Source organism: Achromobacter spanius, assembly GCF_002966795.1.
Lineage (GTDB): Bacteria > Pseudomonadota > Gammaproteobacteria > Burkholderiales > Burkholderiaceae_B > Achromobacter > Achromobacter spanius_D.
Map to the genome: position 1 here is coordinate 3531218 of NZ_CP023270.1, position 22025 is coordinate 3553242.

At 67.2% G+C, this 22025-nt stretch carries 19 protein-coding genes; 11 read left to right on the forward strand and 8 right to left on the reverse strand.

Annotation, left to right across the window (positions count from 1 at the left end):
• Positions 1-64: 64 nt before the first annotated feature.
• The 7 genes from CLM73_RS15845 to CLM73_RS15875 all read left to right on the forward strand — a co-directional run bounded on the left by CLM73_RS15845 (position 65) and on the right by CLM73_RS15875 (position 9599).
• Positions 65-2185 carry a 3-hydroxyacyl-CoA dehydrogenase NAD-binding domain-containing protein gene (locus CLM73_RS15845; protein ID WP_105239241.1) on the forward strand — a complete coding sequence of 707 codons (2121 nt, stop codon included), beginning with the start codon at positions 65-67 and terminating at the stop codon, positions 2183-2185.
• A gap of 24 nt (positions 2186-2209) precedes the next feature.
• Positions 2210-3391 carry an acetyl-CoA C-acyltransferase gene (locus tag CLM73_RS15850; RefSeq protein ID WP_105239242.1) on the forward strand — a complete coding sequence of 394 codons (1182 nt, stop codon included), beginning with the start codon at positions 2210-2212 and terminating at the stop codon, positions 3389-3391.
• Positions 3392-3400: 9 nt separating this feature from the next.
• Positions 3401-4597 carry an acyl-CoA dehydrogenase family protein gene (locus tag CLM73_RS15855; protein WP_105239243.1) on the forward strand — a complete coding sequence of 399 codons (1197 nt, stop codon included), beginning with the start codon at positions 3401-3403 and terminating at the stop codon, positions 4595-4597.
• A gap of 9 nt (positions 4598-4606) precedes the next feature.
• Complete coding sequence (locus tag CLM73_RS15860; RefSeq protein WP_105239244.1) at positions 4607-5740, forward strand: acyl-CoA dehydrogenase family protein; 1134 nt, start codon at positions 4607-4609, stop codon at positions 5738-5740.
• 16 nt (positions 5741-5756) lie between these two features.
• Entirely contained in the window at positions 5757-7697 is a 1941-nt protein-coding gene (locus CLM73_RS15865) for an acyl-CoA synthetase (protein ID WP_105239245.1), read from the forward strand.
• Positions 7698-7745: 48 nt separating this feature from the next.
• Entirely contained in the window at positions 7746-8729 is a 984-nt protein-coding gene (locus CLM73_RS15870; protein ID WP_056561896.1) for a tripartite tricarboxylate transporter substrate binding protein, read from the forward strand.
• A gap of 183 nt (positions 8730-8912) precedes the next feature.
• A complete protein-coding gene (locus tag CLM73_RS15875; RefSeq protein ID WP_105239246.1) occupies positions 8913-9599 on the forward strand; it encodes a GntR family transcriptional regulator in 687 nt (228 codons plus the stop codon).
• 37 nt (positions 9600-9636) lie between these two features.
• Here CLM73_RS15875 and CLM73_RS15880 read toward each other — a convergent pair whose 3' ends face one another.
• Positions 9637-10509 carry a LysR family transcriptional regulator gene (locus CLM73_RS15880; protein WP_105239247.1) on the reverse strand — a complete coding sequence of 291 codons (873 nt, stop codon included), beginning with the start codon at positions 10507-10509 and terminating at the stop codon, positions 9637-9639.
• 138 nt (positions 10510-10647) lie between these two features.
• Between CLM73_RS15880 and CLM73_RS15885 the strand changes: the two genes are divergently transcribed.
• On the forward strand, positions 10648-12168 hold the full coding sequence (locus tag CLM73_RS15885) for an MFS transporter (RefSeq protein ID WP_105239248.1): 1521 nt from the start codon (positions 10648-10650) through the stop codon (positions 12166-12168).
• 2 nt (positions 12169-12170) lie between these two features.
• On the opposite strand, the gene CLM73_RS15890 is transcribed toward CLM73_RS15885, so the two are convergent.
• The 4 genes from CLM73_RS15890 to CLM73_RS15905 all read right to left on the reverse strand — a co-directional run bounded on the left by CLM73_RS15890 (position 12171) and on the right by CLM73_RS15905 (position 16362).
• Positions 12171-13454, reverse strand: a complete 1284-nt coding sequence (locus tag CLM73_RS15890; protein WP_105239249.1) for a cystathionine gamma-synthase family protein — start codon at positions 13452-13454, stop codon at positions 12171-12173.
• Between the two features lie 146 nt (positions 13455-13600).
• Positions 13601-14590 carry a Bug family tripartite tricarboxylate transporter substrate binding protein gene (locus CLM73_RS15895; RefSeq protein WP_105239250.1) on the reverse strand — a complete coding sequence of 330 codons (990 nt, stop codon included), beginning with the start codon at positions 14588-14590 and terminating at the stop codon, positions 13601-13603.
• Between the two features lie 105 nt (positions 14591-14695).
• The gene (locus CLM73_RS15900) at positions 14696-15115 is read right to left on the reverse strand and encodes an aconitase X swivel domain-containing protein (protein WP_105239251.1); all 420 of its coding nucleotides are present in this window, start codon (positions 15113-15115) and stop codon (positions 14696-14698) included.
• A gap of 5 nt (positions 15116-15120) precedes the next feature.
• Positions 15121-16362: an aconitase X gene (locus tag CLM73_RS15905; protein ID WP_105239252.1), complete on the reverse strand. Its 1242-nt coding sequence runs from the start codon at positions 16360-16362 to the stop codon at positions 15121-15123.
• A 130-nt stretch (positions 16363-16492) separates the two neighbouring features.
• On the opposite strand from CLM73_RS15905, the gene CLM73_RS15910 reads away from it, so the two are divergent.
• Positions 16493-17419, forward strand: coding sequence for a LysR family transcriptional regulator (locus CLM73_RS15910; RefSeq protein WP_325048236.1), 927 nt, complete (start codon positions 16493-16495; stop codon positions 17417-17419).
• Between the two features lie 52 nt (positions 17420-17471).
• Here the strand turns inward: CLM73_RS15910 and CLM73_RS15915 are convergent, their stop codons facing one another.
• The 3 genes from CLM73_RS15915 to CLM73_RS15925 are packed head-to-tail and all read right to left on the reverse strand — an operon-like array spanning position 17472 to position 20137.
• Positions 17472-18950: an aldehyde dehydrogenase gene (locus tag CLM73_RS15915; protein WP_105239253.1), complete on the reverse strand. Its 1479-nt coding sequence runs from the start codon at positions 18948-18950 to the stop codon at positions 17472-17474.
• Positions 18951-19001: 51 nt separating this feature from the next.
• The gene (locus CLM73_RS15920; protein ID WP_105239254.1) at positions 19002-19601 is read right to left on the reverse strand and encodes a thiamine pyrophosphate-dependent enzyme; all 600 of its coding nucleotides are present in this window, start codon (positions 19599-19601) and stop codon (positions 19002-19004) included.
• Positions 19601-20137 carry a phosphonopyruvate decarboxylase gene (locus tag CLM73_RS15925; RefSeq protein ID WP_105239255.1) on the reverse strand — a complete coding sequence of 179 codons (537 nt, stop codon included), beginning with the start codon at positions 20135-20137 and terminating at the stop codon, positions 19601-19603. The genes CLM73_RS15920 and CLM73_RS15925 overlap by 1 nt, the downstream gene beginning before the upstream one ends.
• A 77-nt stretch (positions 20138-20214) precedes the next feature.
• Here CLM73_RS15925 and CLM73_RS15930 point away from each other — a divergent pair, with 77 nt between their 5' ends.
• Positions 20215-21186 carry a LysR substrate-binding domain-containing protein gene (locus CLM73_RS15930; protein WP_234015646.1) on the forward strand — a complete coding sequence of 324 codons (972 nt, stop codon included), beginning with the start codon at positions 20215-20217 and terminating at the stop codon, positions 21184-21186.
• Between the two features lie 115 nt (positions 21187-21301).
• The gene (locus CLM73_RS15935; protein WP_105239256.1) at positions 21302-21997 is read left to right on the forward strand and encodes an alpha/beta hydrolase; all 696 of its coding nucleotides are present in this window, start codon (positions 21302-21304) and stop codon (positions 21995-21997) included.
• The last annotated feature ends 28 nt before the right edge of the window (positions 21998-22025 follow it).

Below are 22025 nucleotides of genomic sequence, written 5' to 3' on the forward strand. Positions count from 1 at the left end.
GGCGTCGGCGCACCGGCATGCCGGCGCGGTGCGCGAACAGGAAGCATCATTGGAGACACTGTCCATGACAGACAGCGCAAGCACCGGCGCGGCGCAGACGCGCCGCTACGAAGACATCCTGGTCGTCGTCATCGACCATCCCCCCGTGAATGCACTGAGCGCCGCCGTGCGCCGTGACTTGTCGGACGCCATTGCGCAGGCGCAGACGGACAAGCGGGTCCGCGCGATCCTGCTGTTGGGCGCGGGCAAGAACTTCATCGCGGGCGCGGATATCCGCGAGTTCGGCAAGCCGCCGCAGCCGCCCCTGCTGCCCGACCTGTGCAACCAGATCGAAGCCAGCGCCAAGCCTGTCGTCGCGGCGCTGCACGGCGCAACGCTGGGCGGCGGTTTGGAGATTGCCCTGGCGGCGCACTATCGCGTGGCGCTGGCCAGCGCCAAGCTGGGCCTGCCCGAAGTGAACCTGGGCCTCCTGCCCGGCGCGGGCGGCACGCAGCGCGCGCCCCGCCTGATGGGCGCGCAGGCCGCGCTGGACCTGATGCTGACCGGCAAGCACTTGCCCGCCGACGCCGCCCTGGCCTCGGGGCTGGTCGACGTGCTGTCCACTGAAGAAGATCCGCTGGACGCGGGCCTGGCCTACACGCACGAACTGCTGGCGCTGAACTCCGGCCCGCGCCGCACCCGCGATGCGACCGAGGCCCTGGCAGACCGGCAGGCGCAACTGGCGGTGGTGGATGCCGCCGCCGAACGCGTCGCCGCCGCCACCCGTGGCCTGTACTCGCCCGCCAAGATCGTCGACGCAGTGCGCGCGGCCATCGAACAGCCCTTTGACGAAGGCCTGCGCATCGAGCGCGCGCTGTTCCTGCAATGCCTGGACAGTCCGCAGCGCGCCGCGCTGGTCCACGCGTTTTTCGCCGAGCGCGAAACCACCAAGATCCCCGAACTGAAGGAAGCGCGCTCGCGCCGGCTTGAGCGCATCGGCATCGTCGGCGGCGGCACGATGGGCGCGGGCATTGCCGTGGCCGTGCTGGATGCGGGGCTGCCGGTGGTAATGGTGGAACAGGACGAGGCCGCGCTGGCACGTGGCCGCGCCCGCGTCGAGCAGGTGTACGACCTGCTGGTCAAGAAAGGCCGGATCACCACCGACGAACGCGCAGCGCGCATGGCGCGCTACACCGGCGCCACCCGCTACGAAGCGCTGGGCGAGGCCGACCTCATCATCGAAGCCGTGTTCGAGGACATGGCCGTCAAGCAGGCGGTCTTCGCGCAACTGGACCGCGTCGCCAAGCCCGGCGCCGTGCTGGCCACCAACACGTCTTACCTTGACGTAGACCGGATCGCCGAAGCGACGCGCGGACCGGCCGACGTGCTGGGACTGCACTTTTTCTCGCCGGCCAACATCATGAAGCTCATGGAGATCGTGGTGGGCCGCCACACCGCGCCCGACACCGTGGCAACCGGCTTCGAGCTGGCGCGCCGGCTGCGCAAGATTCCCGTGCGCGCGGGCGTGTGCGACGGCTTCATCGGCAACCGCATCCTGGCCGTGCACCGGCAGGCGGCCGACATGATGATGGAGGACGGCGCCTCGCCTTATGACATCGACGCCGCCGTGCGCGCGTTCGGTTATCCGATGGGCCCGTACCAGATGGCCGATCTGGCCGGCGGCGATATTGGCTGGGCCACGCGCAAGCGCCGCGCCCCAACGCGCGACCCCGCGCTGCGCTACGTGCAGATTCCCGACCGCCTCTGCGAGCGCGGCTGGTTTGGTCAGAAGACCGGCCGCGGCTTTTATCTGTATCCCGACGGCGCGCGCCAGGGCACGCCCGATCCGCAAGTGCTTGCCATCATCGACGAAGAACGCCGCCGCGCCAGCGTCACGCCGCGCGCGTTCACGCAGGATGACATCCTGCGCCGCTACCTGGCCGCGATGGTCAACGAAGCGGCGAACGTGCTGCACCAGGGCATCGCGCTGCGCCCGTCCGACATCGACGTCGTGTTCCTGTCCGGCTACGGCTTTCCGCGCCACCGCGGCGGCCCGATGCACTACGCCGACAGCGTGGGCCTGCCAAGCGTTCTTGCCGACATCCGCAGCTATGCGGAGGAAGACCCGGCGTTCTGGAAGCCGTCGCCGTTGCTCGTGCAATTGGCCGAGTCCGGCCGCACCTTTGGCAGCCTGAACGCCGCCTGATCCGAATACATCCAAGGAATCCCCATGCGTGAAGCCGTCATCGTCTCCACTGCCCGCACCCCCATCACCAAGGCGGGGCGCGGCGAATTCAATCTGATCGCCGGACCCACGCTGGCCGCGCACGCCGTGCGCGCCGCCGTGGACCGCGCCGGCATCGACCCCGCGCTGATCGAAGACGCGTTCATCGGCTGCGGCTATCCGGAAGGCGCCACGGGGCGCAACATCGGCCGCCAGGCCGTGATCCGCGCGGAGCTGCCCGTCAGCGTGGGCGGCGCGACGATCAACCGTTATTGCGCGTCCGGCCTGCAGGCCATTGCGTCGGCCGCGAGCCGCATCGTGATGGACGGCGCGCCGGCCGTGATTGCGGGCGGCGTGGAACTGGTGTCGCAGATCCGCACCCGCGACGACGGCGTCAGCGGCATGGACCCGTGGATCGTCGCCAACAAGCCCGAACTCTATCTGCCCATGATCGAGACCGCCGACATCGTGGCCGCCCGCTACGGCATCAGCCGCGAGGCGCAGGACCGTTTTGCCGCGCAAAGCCAGGCGCGCACCGAGGCCGCGCAGGCCGCGGGCCGCTACCGCGAGGAGATCATTCCGGTCACCACCACCATGTCCGTCACGGACCGCGCCACCGGCGCCGTCACCGAACGCGAAGTGACGGTGGACAAGGACACCTGCAACCGTCCCGGCACAACTTACGAGGCGCTGGCCGGTCTTGCGCCGGTGCGAGGTGAAGGCCAGTTCGTCACGGCGGGCAATGCCTCGCAGCTATCGGACGGCGCGGCCGCCTGCGTGCTGATGGAAGCGGCCGAGGCGCAGCGCGCCGGCATCCGCCCGCTGGGCGCGTTCCGGGGCCTGGCCATCGCCGGCTGCGAGCCGGACGAAATGGGCATCGGCCCGGTCTACGCCGTGCCCAAGCTGCTGGCGCGCCACGGTTTGAAGGTGCAGGACATCGATCTGTGGGAACTGAACGAGGCGTTTGCGTCGCAGGCCCTGTATTGCCAGGAAAAGCTGGGCATTCCCATGGATCGCCTGAACGTGGACGGCGGCTCCATCGCGCTGGGCCACCCGTTCGGCGTCACCGGCGCGCGGCTGGCTGGCCACGTCCTGATCGAGGGCCGCCGCCGCGGCGCCCGCTACGCCGTCGTCACGATGTGCATTGGCGGCGGCATGGGCGCAGCCGGCCTGTTTGAAATCTACTGAGAGACCCGCATGGATCTGGAATTCACCCCCGAAGAAATCGCCTTCCGCGACGAGGTGCGCGCCTTTCTGGACGCCCAACTGCCCCGCCGTCTGGCGGACAAGGTCGGCGACGGCAAGCTGCTGACGCGCGACGACATGGCCGAATGGCACGCGATCCTGAACGCGCAAGGCTGGCTGGCCACGCACTGGCCCGTGGAATATGGCGGCACCGGCTGGACGGCCGCGCAGAAGTACATCTTCGACAACGAATGCGCGCTGGCCAACGCGCCGCGCATCGTCCCGTTCGGCCTGAGCATGCTGGGGCCTGTGCTGATCAAATACGGCTCCGAGGCGCAGCGCCGCCACTGGCTGCCGCGCATTCTGGACGGCTCGGACTGGTGGTGCCAGGGCTACTCCGAACCCGGCGCGGGATCGGACCTGGCGTCGCTCAAAACGACGGCCGTGCGCGACGGCGACAGCTACATCGTGAACGGCCAGAAGACGTGGACCACGCTTGGCCAGTACGCCAACATGATCTTCTGCCTGGTGCGGACCTCGCAGGAAGGCCGGCGCCAGGAAGGCATCAGCTTCCTGTTGATCGACATGAACAGCCCGGGCATCGAAGTGCGCCCCATCATCACGCTGGATGGCGAGCACGAAGTCAACGAGGTGTTCTTCTCGGACGTGCGCGTGCCCGTCGAGAACCTGGTGGGCGAAGAGAACCGCGGCTGGACGTGCGCGAAGTATCTGCTGACCTATGAGCGCACCAACATCGCGGGCGTGGGCCAATCCACGGCCGCGCTGGAACGCCTGAAGGCGGTGGCCGCGCGCCAGAAGCGCCATGGCCGCCCGCTGACCGAAGACCCGGACTTTGCCGCGCGGCTGGCGCGGGTGGAGATCGAGCTGGCCAACATGCGCACGACCAACCTGCGCGTGGTAGCGGCGGTGGCCGGCGGCGGCGCGCCCGGCGCGGAGAGTTCGATGCTGAAGATACGCGGCACGCAGATCCGTCAGGAGATCAGCGCGCTGAACCGCCGCGCCATGGGACCGTATGCGCGGCCCTTCGTGCCCGAGGCGCTGCACGACGGCTACGACGCGCCGCCCATTGGCCCGGACGGCGCCAATAGCGCCGCCGCGCAGTACTTCAACAACCGCAAGCTGTCGATCTTCGGCGGCTCCAATGAAATCCAGAAGAACATCATCTCGAAGATGATCCTGGGACTGTAAGGGCTGGCCATGAATTTCGAACACACCGAAGACCGGCGCATGCTCTCGGACATGCTGCGCCGCTTTGTCGCCGAGCAGTACGACTTTGCCACCCGCATGCGTCACGCCGAATCGCCGCAGGGGTACAGCCGCGAGTTCTGGCAACGCTATGCGGAGCTGGGCGCCATCGGCGCGCTGTTTGCTGAAGCTGACGGGGGCCTCGGCGGTGCGGGCTTTGACATCTCCGTCGTCTTTGAAGCGCTGGGCCGCGGCATGGTTGTCGAACCGTTCCTGGACACCGTGATGGTAGGCAGCGCGATCGCAGCAAAGGGCACGGCCGAACAACGCGAGGCATTGGAAGGCCTGATCGCCGGCAGCCTGACCGCCGCGCTGGCGCATGCCGAACCGCAATCCGGCTATGACCTCAACCAGGTGCAGACGCGCGCACAGCGCAGCGCCGATGGCTGGGTGCTCAACGGCGCCAAAGCCGTCGTCTACGCGGGCGAACACGCCGATCTGTTTCTGGTGTCCGCGCGCACGTCGGGCGCGGACGACGACGAGGCCGGGATCAGCCTCTTCTTCGTGACCAAGGGATCGCCAGGACTCAGCCTCCGAGGCTATGGACTGATCGACGGCGGACGCGCCGCTGAGCTGGTGCTGGACAATGTGCAGCTCGGACCCGGCGCATTGCTGGGCGACGCGGACGCCGGCCACGCGGTGCTGGAACGCGCCGTGGGCCGCGGCATCCTGGCGCTGTGCGCCGAGGCCGTGGGCGCCATGGACTGCGCGCGCGACGCCACGCTGGAATACCTGCGCACGCGCCGCCAGTTCGGCGCGCCGCTCGGCAGCTTCCAGGCCTTGCAGCACCGCATGGCCGACGTGCTGCTGGAAATCGAACAGGCGCGCTCCGCCGTCATCAACGCGGCCGCCGCCGTCGACCATCCGGATCGCGTCACGCGGGAACGCGCGCTGTCGGCCGCCAAGGTCACCATCGGCCGCATCGGCACGCTGGTGGCCGAGGAATGCATCCAGCTGCATGGCGGCATCGGTATGACGTGGGAGCTGCCGCTGGCGCACTATGCCAAGCGCCTGGTCATGATCGACCACCAGCTGGGCGACGAAGACCACCACCTGCGCCGCTACATCGCGCTGGGGCAGGCATGAGCGCGGACGCACGGCCATGATCGAATCCCGTTCCGCCGCCCTCTCCCGTCCCCTCTCGCGCCCCTTCGCCGCGCCGTTCCCGGTACGCACCGCGCAGGACGTCCAGCGGCTGCAATCCCGGCCGCTGGAAGAAACGCTTACGGTGCAAAGCACCTACGAGATCTTCTGCAACTCCGCCGCCGCCTTTGGTGACCGGCGCGCGCTGACCTTCCTGCGCAGCGCGGACCCCGCCGACGATGCCATCAGCTGGACCTACCGCGAGCTGCTGGCCGGCATCCACCAGACCGCCAACCTGCTGCACAGCCTGGGCATCCGCGAAGGCGATGCCGTGGGCGTGCTGCTGCCGGGCTGCCTGGAATACCACCTGGCCCTGTGGGGCGGCGAGGCGGCGGGCATCGTGCAGCCGCTTAATCCGCTGCTCACCGAAGACAAGCTGGCGTCGCTGATGACGACGGCCGGCGCCAAGGCGCTGATCGCGTATGGGTCCGACGTGGAATGCGGCTCGTGGTCCAAGGCGCTGCGCCTGATCGAACGCGTGCCGACCCTGAAGACCCTGCTGCGCGTGGCGCCGTGGCAGGAAGCGGAGGCGGAACGCCCCGCGCTGCCGGACTTCGCACTGGACTTCAACGCTGCCCGCGCGGCCCAGCCTTCGGACCGGCTGGTCAGCGAACGCGTCATCCGCGCCACCGATGTGGCGGCGTACTTCCACACAGGCGGCACCACGGGCGCGCCCAAGCTGGCCATTCATACGCACGCCAACCAGGTGTTCTCCGCGTGGGCCGCCGTGCAACTGCAAAATGCAGGTCCGGACGATGTGGTCATCAACGGCTATCCGCTCTTTCACGTGGCGGGCGTGCTGCCGGCTTCGCTGGCGGCGCTGTCCGCCGGTGTGGAAACCGTCATCCCGACCACCCTGCTCCTGCGCAATCGCGACGTGCTGCGCAATTACTGGCGCCTTGTCGAAAAGCACCGCGCCACCTCGCTGCAGGGCGTGCCGACGATCCTGGCCGCGCTGGCCGAGGTGCCGCTGGCCGGCGCCGACATTTCGTCCCTTCGCTACTGCCGCACGGGCGCCGCGCCCCTGCCCGCCGAGCTGGCCGCGCGTTTCAAGCGCCTGTTCGGCCTGCACGTCAGCGAAAGCCTGGGCATGACCGAGATGGCGGGCATCACGTCGATCTCGCCCCCGGGCTGCGAATTCCCGGTCAACTGCGTGGGGTTTCCGCTGCCGTATGTGCAGATTCGCATCGCGAGCCTGGACATGCCCGCGGGCCAGCCCGCGCGCGATCTGCCGCCCGGCACACCGGGCATGGTGCTGATCAAGGCGCCCAACGTCATCCCCGGCTTTCTGGACCCGGACGACACCGCGCGCGCCTTCACGGAAGACGGCTGGCTCATCAGCGGCGACGTGGGCCTCATGGATGCCGAAGGCCGCCTGCATCTGCAGGGCCGCGCCAAGGACCTGATCATCCGCGGCGGCCACAACATCGACCCCAAGACCATCGAGGACGCGCTTGCCACGCATCCGGCGGTGCAGCTTTGCGCGGCGGTCGGCGCCCCCGACGCCTACGCCGGTGAGCTGCCCATCGCCTTCGTCACCCTGGCCGAAGGCAGCGAGGCGAGCGAGGCCGAACTGTTGGCCTACGCTGCCGCGCACGTGGACGAGGCCCCAGCGCGGCCCAAGCGCGTCGTCGTGCTGGACACCATGCCGATGACCAACGTGGGCAAGATCTACAAACCCGATTTGCGCCGCCTGGCGACCGCCGTGGCGGTCGAGGCCGTGGTGGCGCGCACCCTGCAAGCGGCTGGCCGCGCGCAAGACGATCCCGTCTTCCGCGTGCTGGCCGATGCGCAACCGGATGTCGCCGTAGAAGCCGGCGCCGGTGCGCCCGCGCCGCTGAAAGCCCAGCTGCGCGAAGCGCTGTCCCGGCTGCCCGTCAAAGTCGACTTGCGCGACTGACTGGCTGCCCATAACAACCATCAGGCAAACCACCAGGAGACAAACAATATGACCCGACTTCCCCTGCGACGCGCCGTCCTCGCCGCTCTGACGCTCACCCTGGCAAGCGCCGCCTTGCCCTTTTCCGCCAGTGCCCAGACGGACTTTCCCACCAAACCGATCACCCTGATCGTGCCCTTCCCGGCCGGCGGCTCCACCGACCGCCACCTGCGGATCGTGGCGCAGGACGCCTCCAAACACCTGGGCCAGCCCGTCATCGTGGAAAACCGTCCGGGCGCGGGCGGCACGCTAGGCACCGCGACCATGGCCAAGACCGCCAAGCCGGACGGCTACACCATCGCCCTGTACACCCTGGCGATGCTGCGCATGCCGTACATGCAGAAAAGCAGCTGGGATCCGATCAACGATTTCACCTTCATTCTCGGCCTGTCGGGCTACACCTTCGGCTTCACGGTGCGCTCGGATTCGCCGTACAAGACCTTCAACGAGTACATCGAGGCGGCGCGCAAGGCGCCCGGCAAGATCGATTACGGCTCGACCGGCATCGGCTCGTCGCCGCACCTGATCATCGAAGAAATCGCCATCAACGCCAACGTCAAGCTCAACCACGTGCCGTTCAAGGGCAACGCCGACATGCAGCAGGCGCTGCTGGGCGGTCACGTCATGGCGCAGAGCGACGCCACCGGCTGGGACCAGTTCGTCGATTCCGGCAAGATGCGCCTGCTGGTCACCTTTGGCGAAAAGCGCACCACGCGCTGGCCCGACGTGCCGACCGCCCAGGAGCTGGGCTACAAGGTCGTGTCCACGTCGCCGTATGGTCTGGCCGGCCCCAAGGGCATGGACCCGGCGGTCGTGAAGATCCTGCATGACGCGTTCAAGAAGGCGCTGTTCGACCAGGCCAGCATGGATGTGATGAAGCAGCTCAATCAGGAACCCGCCTACCGCAGCAGCGAGGACTACAAGGCGTGGGCGCAGGCCACCTTCGTCAAGGAAAAGGCGCTGATCGAGAACCTGGGGCTGATGGCCAAGTAGCGGGTGAGGCGTCGGGAAAACAGGGGCCGGCAGGCAAGGAGCGGCAGGCAAGGCGCGGCCGCTCCGGCCCGGACACCGGGTGCAGACAGATTTTGTATGCAAGAAATGTCTCCCGCTCCGACCGCCTTTTGTTAGACTGGCTGCCCGACGGTTTCCCGCAACCGGCAGCCCTTGCCGCGCCTCATGACTCAGGAAGTCCAGCCAGACCCCAGCGCCGGCGACATCGCCAAGGAAGTGTCCGCCGCCATCGTGGCGCACAAGCTTCCGCCCGGCACCCGGCTGCGCGAAGAGGCCCTGGCGCGGGTCTACAAAGTCAGCCGCACCAAGATCCGCGCCGCGCTCCTGATGCTGTCCAAGGACAAGCTCATCAATATCGTTCCGGACAAGGGCGCCTTCGTCAGCAAGCCCGACGCGAACGAGGCGCGCGAGGTCTACGCCGTGCGCCGCATCCTGGAAGCGGCGTTGGCCCGAGAATTCGTCGCCTGCGCCAAGACTGCCGACTTCCGCCGCATCGATGCGCATCTGGCCGAAGAACGCCAGGCCCTGGAAAGCGGCGACGTGCAGGCGAGAAACCGGTTGCTCAGCCAGTTCCACATCCTGCTTGCCGAAACCGTAGGCAATTCCGTGCTGACCGGCATGCTGCGCGAATTGTCGGCGCGCAGCGCGGTGATCACCGTGCTGTACCAAAGCTCCCACGACGCCAATTGCTCGTCGCGCGAGCACCACGCCTTCATCGAGGCGGCGCGCGCCGGCGATGCCGATCGCGCCTGCGCCCTGATGGACGAACACCTGGAACACGTGCTGGCCGCGCTGGATTTCAGCGGGGACCGGCACGAAGGCAGCGATCTGGTGGCGGCGCTGCTGAGCTGAGGCGCGGCTGGCCTGACGCGTTGTCGGCCGCGCGTCGCTATCCCGCCCGCAGCAATTGCTCCATGCGCTGCTGCAGCCAGCGCTCTGTCTCGTTCAACACGGCCCCTTGCAGCCACAACGTACGCACGGACAGCATCGGCAACGCCAGTTCGGCGCACGGCACCGGCGTCAGCGTCGTGCGAAAGCTCTCGTATTCCGCGATGTTCAGCGGCAGGATCGCAAAGCCCAGCCCATCGGCCACCATCCCCGCAATGCTATAGAAGCTGTCGGTGCGCCACACCGTGGGACTGAGCACCATGTCCTCCACGCCCTCCATCTGCATGACGAGCTGGCGGTGCCGCGCCAGGTCCTCGCGCGTCACCTGCGGCAGCGCAGCCAGCGGATGGCCCGAGGCCACGAAGATCCCCTGCGCCACGTTGCCCAACGAACGGTGCGCAAAGTCGCTGCCGGGGTCGCCCCGGTCGAAGTGGAACGCGATGCTGGCCCGGCCCTGGCGCACGTAATCGGCAACCTCGGTCGCGGTGCCGTTCAACTGCGTCAGCTCAAGCGCCGGGAAGCGTTCGGCCAATTCCAGCGCCAGCGCGCCCAGCACCAGATACGGCAAGGCCTCGTCCAGCGCAATGGAAAGGCGCGCCTCCTGGCCACCCGCAAACGCCAGCGCCCGCTGCGACAGCCCGCCCGCCTGGCGCAGCAACTCTTTTGCTTCCAGCAGCATCACCTCGCCGGCCGGCGTCAGCACCGCATTGCGGCGCGACCGGTCAAAGAGTTCCACACCCAGATCCGCCTCCAGCAAGCCCACCGCCGTACTGACAGCGGACTGGGCGCGGCCGATGCGTCGCGCCGCCGCCGAGAACGACCCGGCATCCGCCGCCGCCACGAATTGCCGTAGTTGGTCCAGGGTCCATTGCATGGTGTGCTCCTTTCAATCCATCAATTTTATAGATGCAATCCAACTTTTTATCGCGGATATATAGATGGATAATGCCAGCCCGTGATCCCGAGCGCGCACGCCGCGCCCGGAATCGCGGTCTTCAAAAGGAGTAGAAACATGCAGCGGACTCATTCGAACGCTGTTGCCGCGGCCACCCCCGGCCGCTGGCTCGTGCTGGCCATCGTGTCCAGCGCCTTGCTGCTGATCGTCGTCGACATGACGGTCCTTTACACCGCCTTGCCGCGGCTTACCCACGAACTGGGCGTCACCGCGTCGGCCAAGTTGTGGATCGTGAACGTGTACGCGCTGGTCGTGTCCGGCCTGCTGCTGGGCATGGGCACGCTGGGCGACCGGCTGGGCCATAAGCGCCTTTTCATGATGGGGCTTGCCGTGTTCGGCACGGCGTCGCTGGCCGCCGCCTACTCGCCGGGTGCGGTCATCCTGATCGCGGCCCGTGCGCTGCTGGGCGTGGGCGCGGCGATGATGATGCCCGCCACCCTGTCCATCCTGCGCCTGGCATTTGCCGACGAGCGCGAGCGCGCCGTGGCCATCGGCGTCTGGGCCTCGGTCGCCTCGGGCGGCGCGGCGCTCGGCCCCGTCGTGGGCGGCCTGCTGCTGGAGCATTTCTGGTGGGGCTCGGTGTTCCTCATCAACGTCCCCATCGTGCTGCTGGCGTTGCCGCTGGCCTGGCGGTTCATCCCCGCCAGCCGGCCCGACGCGTCGCGCCCGTGGGATCTGGTGGGCTCGCTGCAGGTGATGGCGGGCATGATCCTGTGCGCGTATGCGCTCAAGGAACTGGGCCGCGCGTCGCCGTCCTGGCTGCACGCGATGGTGGCCTGCGCGGCGGGCGCGGCCATGCTCGCCCTCTTTGTGCGCCGCCAGCGGCGGCGGCCCTATCCGCTGATCGACTTCGCCATCTTCCGCAACGCGTCCTTCAGTTCGGCCGTGGCCGCCGCGCTCTTTGCCGCGGCCGCGCTGCTGGGCATGGAACTGGTGTTAAGCCAGCGCTTGCAACTGGTGCTGGGCATGTCGCCGATCCAGTCCGCGCTCTTCATCCTGCCGCTGCCGCTGGCCGCCTTTGTCGCCGGGCCGCTTGCGGGCCTGCTGCTCGGGCGCGTGGGCAGCCGGCGCATGCTCTTCCTGTCGCTGCTGGTGTCGGGTGCGGGCATGGGCGGCTACCTGCTGACCTACGACGCGGCGGTCATCCCGCAGATGATCAGCCTGTGCGTCCTGGGACTGGGCATCGGCGCCACCATGACGGCCGCCTCCAGCACCATCATGCAAAGCGCCACGCCCGAGCGCGCGGGCATGGCCGCATCAATCGAGGAAGTCTCGTATGAACTGGGCGGCGCACTGGGCGTGACGCTGATGGGCTCGATCCTGTCGGGCGTGTACGCGCAGTCGCTGTCGGTGCCCGCCGGCGTGGCGGCCACCGGCGCGGCGCGCGACAGCCTGGACGAGGCGCTGGTCGTCGCCGAAAGCCTGCCCGCGGACCTGGCGGCCACGCTGACCGAGATGGCCCGCGGTGCCTTCGAGACCGGCTACGCGGCGGTGATCGCCACCGCCACGATCATGCTGCTGGGCACCGCCGCCTTCGTGCTGCTGAACCGTGCCCGCCGGGCGGTGCAACCCGGCTGACGTCACCCATTGCGGAACGCGTGGTCCATGTCCGCGATCAGGTCTTCCTCGTGCTCCAGGCCGATCGACACCCGGATCAGGCCTTCGGATACGCCCGCGGCATCGCGCTCTGCCGCGGGCACCCCGGAATGCGTGGTCGACGCCGGATGACACACCAGCGTCTCGGTGCCGCCCAGGCTGACTGCCGAGCGGAACAGATGCAGCGCATTGATGAAGCGGAACGCGCGTTCGCGGCCGCCTTCCAGCACGAAGGCAAACGTCGAACCCGGTCCGGTGCATTGCCGCTTGTAGACCTCTTGATAGGCGCGGTCCGCGATCAATTCCGGGTGGAACACCTGCACTTTTTCGTGCGGATTGCCCGCCAGCCACTCCGCCACGCGAGTCGCCGTGCGCGCCGCCTGCTTCATGCGCAGGACCACCGTTTCCATCGACCGCGTGATCATCCAGCACGAATGCGGATCCAGTTGCGAGCCAAAGGCGCTGCGGATGGCGCGCACCTTCTTGATGAGTTCCTTGCTGCCGGTGACAGCTCCCGCCACCAGATCGCTGTGGCCGCCGACATACTTGGTCAGCGAATACACCGACAGATCCACCCCGTGTTCCGCCGGCTTCTGAAAGATCGGCCCGAGCAGGGTGTTGTCGCACACCGAAATCGGCCGGTAGCCGTGACGCGTTTCGAACGCATCCAGCTCGTTTTTCATGGCCTCGAAATCGAACAGCGCGTTGGTCGGATTGGCGGGCGTCTCGACATAAAAGAGCTTCACCGGTCCCTTGGCCGCCGCCTCTTCGAGCGCCGCGCGCATGTTGCGCGGCGACAGCCCGTCCGCCACGGGATGCGAACCCACGCCCCACTCCGGAAAGATCTTGCCGATCAACGTCTCGGTGCCGCCATAGAGCGGCACGGATTGCACCAGTTGATCGCCCGGGCGCAGAAACGCCATCAGCACCGCGCTGATCGCGGACATGCCGCTTGAAGTCACGGCGGCGTCCTGCGAGCCGTCCAGCAGCGACAGCCGGTCTTCCACGATTTCCAGGTTCGGATGATTGAACCGGCTGTACACCAGCCCTGCCGTCTCGCCCTGCGGCAAGGGCTTGCGGCCGGACACCAGATCAAAGAACGCGGCGCCGTCCTCGGCCGTGCGGAACGCGAAGGTGGACGTCAGAAACACCGGCGGCTTGACCGCCCCCTCGGACAGATAGGGATCGTAGCCATAGGACATCATCTGCGTTTCGGCATGCAAGGGGCGGCCGAAGATGTCCTTCTTGTGATAGCTCGAGTAAGTCATGGGGTGCCTCTCTCTGGTGTTCCAGCCGACCGGGCGGGCGCGTCACGCATCTTCCAGACAATAACGCCGAGCTGCGGGGGAGTTATTGCAGGTTGTGACGTGGGCGCGCCGGCAGCAGCTGGATCCCGGAGAGGCGGCCCCCGGCCTCAGTCCACCGTCGCCCCGGACAGCTTCACGAGCTTGGCCCACTTGTCGATTTCCTGATCCAGAAAGGCCTTGAACTGCGCCGGCGACTGGCTCGTGGGCGCGGAACCCTGATCCAGCAGCACCTTGCGGAATGCCGGGTCTTGCGTCACCGACTTCAGGGCCTGGGCGAGCTTATCGACGACGGCGGGCGGCGTGCCGGCAGGCACGAACACACCATTCCACAGCGACACATCGAACCCGGGCAGCGCTTCACCCACCGCCGGCACATCGGGCAGGCGCGGCGAGCGCTCCGGGGTGGTCACGCCCAATGCGCGCAACTTGCCGCTTTCCAGGTACGACAGCACTTCCACCAGGGGCGAAAACACCGCCTGCACCTGGCCGCCCATCAGGTCCACGTTCGCCGGCGCCCCGCCCTTGTACGCCACATGGACCATGTCGCCCTTGGCCATCGCGTTGAACAGCGCGCCGGACAGATGCGAGGCCGACCCGTTGCCCGCGGAACCGTAGTTCACCGGCGCGTCCTTCTTCTGAACCAGTGTGATGAACTCCGTGAGCGACTTGGCCGGCACGTTGTTGTTCACGGTCAGCACATTCGGTATCGACGCGATCTGCGAGACGGGAATCAGATCACGGCGCAGGTCGAAGCCCATGTTCTTGTACAGCGTCACATTGGTCGCAATCGTGCTGGTGGCCAGCAGCAGCGTGTAGCCGTCGGGCGTCGCGCGCGCCGCCACGCTCGATCCCAGGTTGCTGCCCGCCCCCGCGCGGTTCTCCACGACCACTTGTTGCTTGAGTTGCCGGGACAGGTGTTCGGCGAGCAGCCGCGCGGTCGCATCGGTGCTGCCGCCGGCCGCAAAGGGAACGATCATCGTGATGGCCTTGCGGGTGGGCCAGTCGGCGCCCGCGTCGGGCTGAGCCGCGTGCGCGGCCGGGGCGCCCGCGCCAAGACAGGCGCCCAAGGCAAGGGCGATGATTGCGCGTGAAGTCATGGTTGTCTCCTTGATTGATAGATGCGCGGCCGATCCGGGCGTCGCGTCGTGTGCGCAACTACCCGAAGGCCGGTGAAGGATGCGGCTGACGTCGCGAGCGAACTGCTACTGCGGTGTCACGACAACGGTGCCTGCGTCGGCATCCACGTCCAGCCAGTCGCCCGTGGCGATGGCCTTGGTCGGGTCTTCGTCCAGCCCGGCCACGACGGGGATGGCGCCGATGATCGCGCCGATCGTCGTGATGGGCTCGGGCGTCACCTGCACGAATGCCAACGGCGCCGTGCCGCGCGAGACCATGTCGTAGATCTTGTAGGACCCGCCGGTCGATCCCTTGCCGGTCAGAAACACCAGCACCTTGCCGGCGATGTTCACGCCTTCCAGCTCGTGTCCGGGTTCGGTGACGATGCCCGTCATGTTGTCGACGCCGCCGTTAAAGCTGATCGCCTCTCCCGTCACGACGGCTTGGCCGCTGGTCTTGCCCTTGACGATCTTGCGCCCGGTGAGGACGCGTTTGGCTTGTGTCATGGCGCTCACCTCCAGACGCCGCTGACGGCGGCCTGCATGACGCGATTGAGATTGCCGTAATGCGTGGGCAGGCCGAATTGGCCCGGCGCATAGAACGCCATCTTGGCGGAGTTGGTGGTCAGCGTGCGATAGCCCTTGGTTGGCGCAATTACGCGGCTGCGCGCCAGGAACGGACACGTTTCCCGCACGACCGTCCCGCCGGCGTCCTTGATCGTCTTGATGTAGCCCATGCGCTCGGCCATGGCATACATGGCGCCGGCCGTGGTGACCCACAGCGCGACCTCCGGATGCACCTTTTTGCCTTCCAGCGCCTCGGCCACCTCGCGGATTTCCTGCACCGACGCGTTCGGACAGCCCACCAGAATCCAATCCACGTGATCCGACGGCTCCTTGTTCAGCGCGGCCTCGGCCTTCTTCTTTTCGGCCTCGTCAAACACCAGCACTTTCTCGGGCGTGTTGCCGCCGAATGCCGCCTCAAGCGTGGGCGCTTCGGGTGTGACGCCAACCGCATGGAACATGCTCACTGCACCCGAAGCCGCCAGCGCGGCGCTCAGCGCCTTCAACTGCTCCAGCGTCGGGTCCGAGGGAATGCCCGTGAACACCGGCGTGTCCTGCCCGGCGATGCGGCCGGCAAAGTAGCCCAGCGTGCCGTAATCGGTCATGTCGTCGAGCGTGGTCTCGACCTTGACCAGCAGCTTTCCGTAGCGGTTCTCCGTCAGGTGAAAACCGTACTCGGGCGTGCGGCCCGTCAGCGCGGTGGCCAGGCCGCTGGGGCCGCCTTCGCGATTGGTGCGGGCGCCGCACACCGAGTTGGCGTACACCACGGCCGACGACTCGCCCCACGCCATGTGTTCGCCGAACCGGGGGCTGTTGCCGACCAGATAGGGAATACAGGTGTTGCAGGTGTTGGCGCCCATGCCGGCATAGGCGTCCGTCAGGCGCGTCTGCAGCGCGCTGTCCGACTCGGGGATGCCGATCTCGCGCCACTGCACCGGATCGACCGCCGTCGGGTTTGTCGTCACCCGGGTGACGAACGTGCCGCCCTGCCGCTTGATGTCTTCGACAAAGCGCGTGCCGGCCTCCTCCGCGACGAGGACGGACGAACCCGCCATATGAACGTTGCTGACCTGCAGCAGGCGCTTGGCGCCAAAGCTCTCGCCCAGCGCCACCAGGATCTCCATGGCCTTTTGCACGGCCGGTCCCTTGCCGCCCGTCAGCATCGCCGACTCTTCTTCCGTAAGAAACATATGAGCGCCTCCAATGCGTTCGAATCCTCAGGCACAAATTCTGAGCGCGGCGTTAAATCAAAAAAAGCGATAAATTGGAATCCAACCAGATTCCCGAATTCGATATATCCCGGCCACGAAGGAGGCGCCGTTGATCACTTTCAAGCAGCTCGAAGCGGTGTATTGGGTCGTTCAGCTCGGCGGGTTTGCACCCGCTGCCAACCGGCTGCACACCACGCAATCGGCGGTGTCCAAGCGCGTGCAGGAACTGGAAGCGCTCTTCGATACGCCGCTCTTTGACCGCACGTTGCGCACGGCCCGGCTGACGGAGAAAGGCGAAGAGATGTTCCTGCTGGCCAGACGGCTGCTGGAACAGCGCGATGCGGCCATCGAGCAGTTCCAACGGCCGGACGTCATGGAGCGCCACGTCCGCATCGGCATCACGGAATTGACGGCCATGACCTGGTTGCCAAGACTGGTAAGTGCGATCCAGGCGCGCTATCCCCGGGTCATCATCGAGCCGCACGTCGATACCAGTGCCATCCTGCGCGACAAGCTGCTGGCCGACGAGGTGGACCTGATGATCGTGCCGGACGTATTTGACGACCAGCGTTTCGTGTCGCGCCGGGTCGGCCAGGTCGTCAATTCGTGGATGTGCAAGCCGGGGCTGGCGCCGCGGCGGCGGCTCAAGGTAGAAGACCTCGTCAAGCACCGGCTGCTGACGCAGGACGAGCGTTCCGGCACGGGACAGCTCTACAACCGGTGGTTTCGGTCGGTGGGCGTGCAGCCCGAGCAGACCGTGCTGAGCAACAGCCTGGTGGCGTTGATCGGTCTGGCGATCTCAGGCATGGGCATCAGCTACCTGCCCAAGACCTTCCTCGCGCCCATGGTGGAGTCGGGCGCGCTGGAAATCCTGACGGTCACGCCCGCCCTGCCGCCGGCTGCCTACGCGGCGGTCTTTCGCGGCGACCGCCCAAGCAACCTGATCTCCGCCATCGCAGCGCTTGCGCAGGAACAATGCGATTTCGGCAAGATCTTCCAGTCGGATGCGCAGGCGACGCGCGTGGCTGGCACGTAGCTGGCGGGATCGGGGAACCAGGCAGGCGCGGCCCATGGCCGCCCTTGCCGGCTTAACGCAGCACAAACGGATTGCTGGCGGTCGCCCCGCTATTGAGCCAGACGCTCTTGACCTGCAGGAACTCCTTGACGGCGTCCATGCCGTTCTCGCGCCCCAGCCCCGAATCCTTGTAGCCGCCAAAGGGCGCCATGAAGCTGACCGCACGGTACGTATTGACCCAGACCGTGCCGGCCTTCAAGCGCTCCGACATCCGGATCGCGCGGGCGATGTCCTGCGTCCACACGGCGGCGGCCAGTCCGAAGCGGACGTCATTGGCGATCCGCAGCGCCTCGGCCTCGTCCTTGAAGCGGATGATGGACAGCACCGGTCCGAACACCTCTTCCTGGGCGATGCGCATGTCGTTGCGCACGTCTCCAAAGATGGTCGGTTCCACGAACCACCCCTTGCCGCATTCCGGCCGTTGCGCGGCCTTGCCGCCCAGCAGCAGAGTTGCCCCCTCGTCCCGCGCGATGCGGATGTAATCCAGCACCTTTTGGTATTGGGGCGGCGTCGTGACCGGACCGACCTGCGTGGCCGGATCCATCGGATCGCCCATGCGTGCGGCGCCCGCCAGCGCCAGCAGCTTTTCGACAAAGCGATCGTAGATGCTGTCCTGAAGCAACAAGCGCGAGCCGGCGATGCAGGTCTGCCCGCTTGCCGCGAAGATGCCCGAGATCGCGCCGAACACGGCCTGCTCCAGGTCCGCGTCCTCGAACACGATGTTGGGCGACTTGCCGCCCAGTTCCAGCGAGGTGTGCTTGAGCAGCCGCGCGGCCTGCTCGTTGATCAGGCGGCCCGTCTGGTCCGACCCGGTAAAGGTGACCTTCTGCACCAGCGGATGCTGGACCAGCGCGGCCCCCACCTCCTGGCCATAGCCCGTCACCACGTTCATCACGCCCGGCGGAAATCCCGCCTCGTCGAACAGTTCCGCGAACTCCAGCGTGGATGCGGAGGTGAACTCCGACGGTTTCACGACCACCGTGCAACCCGCCGCCAGCGCCGGCGCGATCTTCCAGCCCAGCAGCAGCAAGGGCGAATTCCACGGCGTGATCGCTGCCACCACGCCCAGCGGTTCGTGGCGCGTATAGGTGAAATAGCCCTTCTTGTCCAAGGGCAGCGTCGACCCGTGGATCTTGTCTGCCAGGCCGCCGTAGTAGCGGAACCATTGCGGCAGGTACGTCAGCTGTCCCAGCATCTCGGCGTACAGCTTGCCGTTGTCCCGGACTTCCGTTTCCGCGAGCTTGCGCGCATCGCGTTCGATGAGGTCAGCCAGTCGATACAGCAACCTGCCGCGCTCGGTGGCGGTCAGTTCCGCCCACGGTCCTTCCGAAAAAGCGAAATGGGCGGCCTGCACCGCCACATCGACATCTTGCGCGGCCCCGCGGGCAACCCGCGCCCAGGCCTCGCCGGTGTAGGGGTTCTGCGTCTCGAACCATTCGCCCGAGATGGCGGCGGCCGGCGCGCCCGCGATCCGCATTGAGTAAGTCTTCATCACAGCCTCCTGGCCTGAATGCAGCATGGCAGCCCAAGGGGCTGCCGCTGCTCAGAACGTCGAAAATCCCAGGGCGGCCCGGAAGCGGTTCTTGACGTACACACCGTCGCGCGGGGGCAGCGCGCGCGGCGGTTCGTCCGGATTGATGAACACCTGGGCGAAGGCGACGCCACGCCGCGCCATCACGCGCTCGGCGACCTCGCCCGCCCTGCCCGTTTCCCTGACGGCAAACGCATCCTTGATGCCGAACCCCTGCGCCACGGCCACCAGGTCCGTTCCCAGACTGGTATGGCTGCGCTGCATGCCGGTCTCGCCGAAGTGGCCGTTGTCCAGCACCACGATGGTCAGGTTTTTGGGCTGCTTGGCGCCGACGGTGCCCAGCGTGCCCACACCCATCAACTGTTCGCCGTCGCCGGTGATGACAAGCACGGGCCGGTCCGGCTGCGCTAGCGCCAGGCCCAGGCCGAGCGCCACGGCGCCGCCCATGGCGCCCCATAGATAGAAGTTCTGGTCCCGGTCGCCTGCGGCGAATACGTCATAGGACGGCGAGCCCAGGCCCGACACGATCAGCGCGTCGGGCGAAGCCGCGATCAGTTGCGACACGAAGGCGCGGCGGTCCACGGCGCCCGAAGCATTCAAGGTGGTCGACATCAGTTGCGCTCCCACTTCTTACGTCCAATCAAGGTTTGCGACAGCAGGACGGCTACCTGCTCGCCGGCCAGGAATGCGGAATCGGCAGCGGCACTGACGATCTCTCCGACCTCGTCGGGGTTCGACGCCCGAAGCACCGTGATGCCCATCAGCTCAAGCGCCTGCTGGGTCGTCTTGCCCATCGGGCCCTGCCACGGGTTGAACTCCGCGTACTCGCCCCGCATCGTCACCAGCGTGAGAAAGGGAAAGTTGCAGCTGCGCAGCAGCGAGAACATGTTCACGCAATTGCCCACGCCGCTGCTCTGCATCAGCAGCGCGGCGCGCTGGCCGCCCAGCCACGCGCCGCTGACGACGGCGACGCCCTCTTCTTCGGTGGTCAGGACCACGTCGGTGATTTCCGGATCTAGTTGCGCCTGCCGGATGGCATAGGAATGGCCGGCGTCCGGCACGTAGGCGATCTGGCGGATGCCGCCGGCTTTCAGCGCGTCGAACGCGGCTTGCTGCCAGGCAGGGGCCTCGGTAGTGGTTGAAGTCATGAGTGGGTTTCCCGGTGGCTAAGTGCTGCGAGGTATCTTATGTCGCTATAGAATCGCCAACTAAATAGAATTTTGTGATGGAATTCATCACCCTTGCGCATACCCCGGAGCCGCAGATGGACCTGAAGCAACTGAAGGCGTTCGTGACCGTGGCCGAGACCGGCAGCGTGACCAGCGCGGCGCGCCTGCTCAACATCGTGCAGCCGGCGGTTTCCCGGCAACTGAAGCTGCTGGAAGACGATATCGGCACGCCGCTCTTCACGCGCGGCCGCCTCGGCATGGAACTGACGGACGCGGGCAAGACGCTCGAGGACTATGCGCGGCGCGCGCTGAACGAACTGGACCGCGCCCGCGCCGAGATCCGGCCGTCCAGCGGCACGGTGGGCGGCATCGTCACCGTGGGCCTCTTGCCCAGCACGGCAGACATGCTGTCCAGCGCGCTGCTGTCCGCCGTGGCGGCCCACTATCCCGGCATCCGCCTGCGGCTGACGGCGGGCTATGCCGGGCACCTGCAATCGTGGCTGGAGACCGGCGACGTGGACATCGCGCTGCTGTACGACTCCAAGCCAAATCCCGCGCTGAAGTTCCGCACCTTGCTGGAAGAGAGCCTGTGGTTCGTGGGTCCGCCGGACAGCGGACTCGATACCCGCACGCCCGTTCGCATGGCCGACATCATCGGCCGGCCGCTTGTGCTGCCGGGCGCGCCGCATGGATTGCGCTCGCTGGTCGAACAGGCCGCTCGCACGCAAGAGACCGAGCTGCACATCGTGGCCGAGACCAATGCGATGAGCGTGCAGAAGCGCCTGGTGCTGGACGGCCACGGCTACACCATCCTGCCCTCGATCGCCGTGGCCGACGACGTGGATCGCGCAATCCTGGCCGCTGCCCCGGTCGTGGATCCGCTGCTGGTGCGGCGCATCGTGCTGGCGCAACCCGCCACCCGTCCCATCGCCAATTCCGTGCATTGCGTCATGAACGAGTTGATCCAATGCGCCCGCGATGCGGTGCGCAATGCACGCTGGCCCTCCGCCCGCTGGTTGGCCAAGTAGGCGGCGCGCCGGCCGCGCCATCTCCCGCCGTGATGAATTCCATCACGAAATTCTATTTATTCGGCCTTTTCATAACGGATTAATCTGGGACAACTGACAGCCCTATCTGGCCGACATGTCCCACCTGATTGATACCGAACTCCTCGCCGGCCCAAGGACGGAAACACGGCTGATCGCCGGTCCGGCCGGTCCGCTGGAATTGCTGATCGACCGCCCCGCCACGCCGCGCGTTGGGGTAGCCATCGTTACGCACCCGCAACCGCTGTTGGGCGGCACGCCGCGCCACAAGATCCCGCACCGACTGGCGCACGGCGTCCGGGACGCCGGATGGCTTGCGATACGGCCCAGCTTTCGGGGCGTGGGCGCCAGCGCCGGCGTATATGACCACGGCCTGGGCGAAGCCGAAGACATCCTTGCCGTCGTGCATGCCGTGCGAGCCGAGTCCCCCGATACGCCACTGGCGCTCATCGGCTTTTCATTCGGCGCTTACGCCCTGGCCCACGCGATTCGCGCGCTGACCGGCCAGGACGCCGCGCCTGACGCCGCCATCCTGGCCGGGCTGCCCGTGGGCGCCGTCGAGGGCGACCGGGTCTACGACACGCCCCCCTTGCCCACCGGCGTGGTGCTGATCCATGGCGAATCGGACACGCAGGCGCCGTTGCAGCCGCTGCTGGCGTGGGCACGGCCCACCTCCCATCCGATCATCGTCGTCCCCGGCGCGGATCACTTCTTCAATCATTCGCAGGACCTGCTGCTGTCCCTGGTCCTTGCGCATCTTCCCAAGGAGGCCGCCAAGGCTCGTACAGATTGATCGCGGCGCCTTTTCACACCTCCCCGAT

Bases quoted from the DNA above. Each gene is read 5' to 3' on its own strand.
- CLM73_RS15845 (WP_105239241.1), top strand. From the start codon at position 65: ATGACAGACAGCGCAAGCACCGGCGCGGCGCAGACGCGCCGCTACGAA.
- CLM73_RS15850 (WP_105239242.1), top strand. From the start codon at position 2,210: ATGCGTGAAGCCGTCATCGTCTCCACTGCCCGCACCCCCATCACCAAG.
- CLM73_RS15855 (WP_105239243.1), top strand. From the start codon at position 3,401: ATGGATCTGGAATTCACCCCCGAAGAAATCGCCTTCCGCGACGAGGTG.
- CLM73_RS15860 (WP_105239244.1), top strand. From the start codon at position 4,607: ATGAATTTCGAACACACCGAAGACCGGCGCATGCTCTCGGACATGCTG.
- CLM73_RS15865 (WP_105239245.1), top strand. From the start codon at position 5,757: ATGATCGAATCCCGTTCCGCCGCCCTCTCCCGTCCCCTCTCGCGCCCC.
- CLM73_RS15870 (WP_056561896.1), top strand. From the start codon at position 7,746: ATGACCCGACTTCCCCTGCGACGCGCCGTCCTCGCCGCTCTGACGCTC.
- CLM73_RS15875 (WP_105239246.1), top strand. From the start codon at position 8,913: ATGACTCAGGAAGTCCAGCCAGACCCCAGCGCCGGCGACATCGCCAAG.
- CLM73_RS15880 (WP_105239247.1), bottom strand. From the start codon at position 10,509: ATGCAATGGACCCTGGACCAACTACGGCAATTCGTGGCGGCGGCGGAT.
- CLM73_RS15885 (WP_105239248.1), top strand. From the start codon at position 10,648: ATGCAGCGGACTCATTCGAACGCTGTTGCCGCGGCCACCCCCGGCCGC.
- CLM73_RS15890 (WP_105239249.1), bottom strand. From the start codon at position 13,454: ATGACTTACTCGAGCTATCACAAGAAGGACATCTTCGGCCGCCCCTTG.
- CLM73_RS15895 (WP_105239250.1), bottom strand. From the start codon at position 14,590: ATGACTTCACGCGCAATCATCGCCCTTGCCTTGGGCGCCTGTCTTGGC.
- CLM73_RS15900 (WP_105239251.1), bottom strand. From the start codon at position 15,115: ATGACACAAGCCAAACGCGTCCTCACCGGGCGCAAGATCGTCAAGGGC.
- CLM73_RS15905 (WP_105239252.1), bottom strand. From the start codon at position 16,362: ATGTTTCTTACGGAAGAAGAGTCGGCGATGCTGACGGGCGGCAAGGGA.
- CLM73_RS15915 (WP_105239253.1), bottom strand. From the start codon at position 18,950: ATGAAGACTTACTCAATGCGGATCGCGGGCGCGCCGGCCGCCGCCATC.
- CLM73_RS15920 (WP_105239254.1), bottom strand. From the start codon at position 19,601: ATGTCGACCACCTTGAATGCTTCGGGCGCCGTGGACCGCCGCGCCTTC.
- CLM73_RS15925 (WP_105239255.1), bottom strand. From the start codon at position 20,137: ATGACTTCAACCACTACCGAGGCCCCTGCCTGGCAGCAAGCCGCGTTC.
- CLM73_RS15930 (WP_234015646.1), top strand. From the start codon at position 20,215: ATGGAATTCATCACCCTTGCGCATACCCCGGAGCCGCAGATGGACCTG.
- CLM73_RS15935 (WP_105239256.1), top strand. From the start codon at position 21,302: ATGTCCCACCTGATTGATACCGAACTCCTCGCCGGCCCAAGGACGGAA.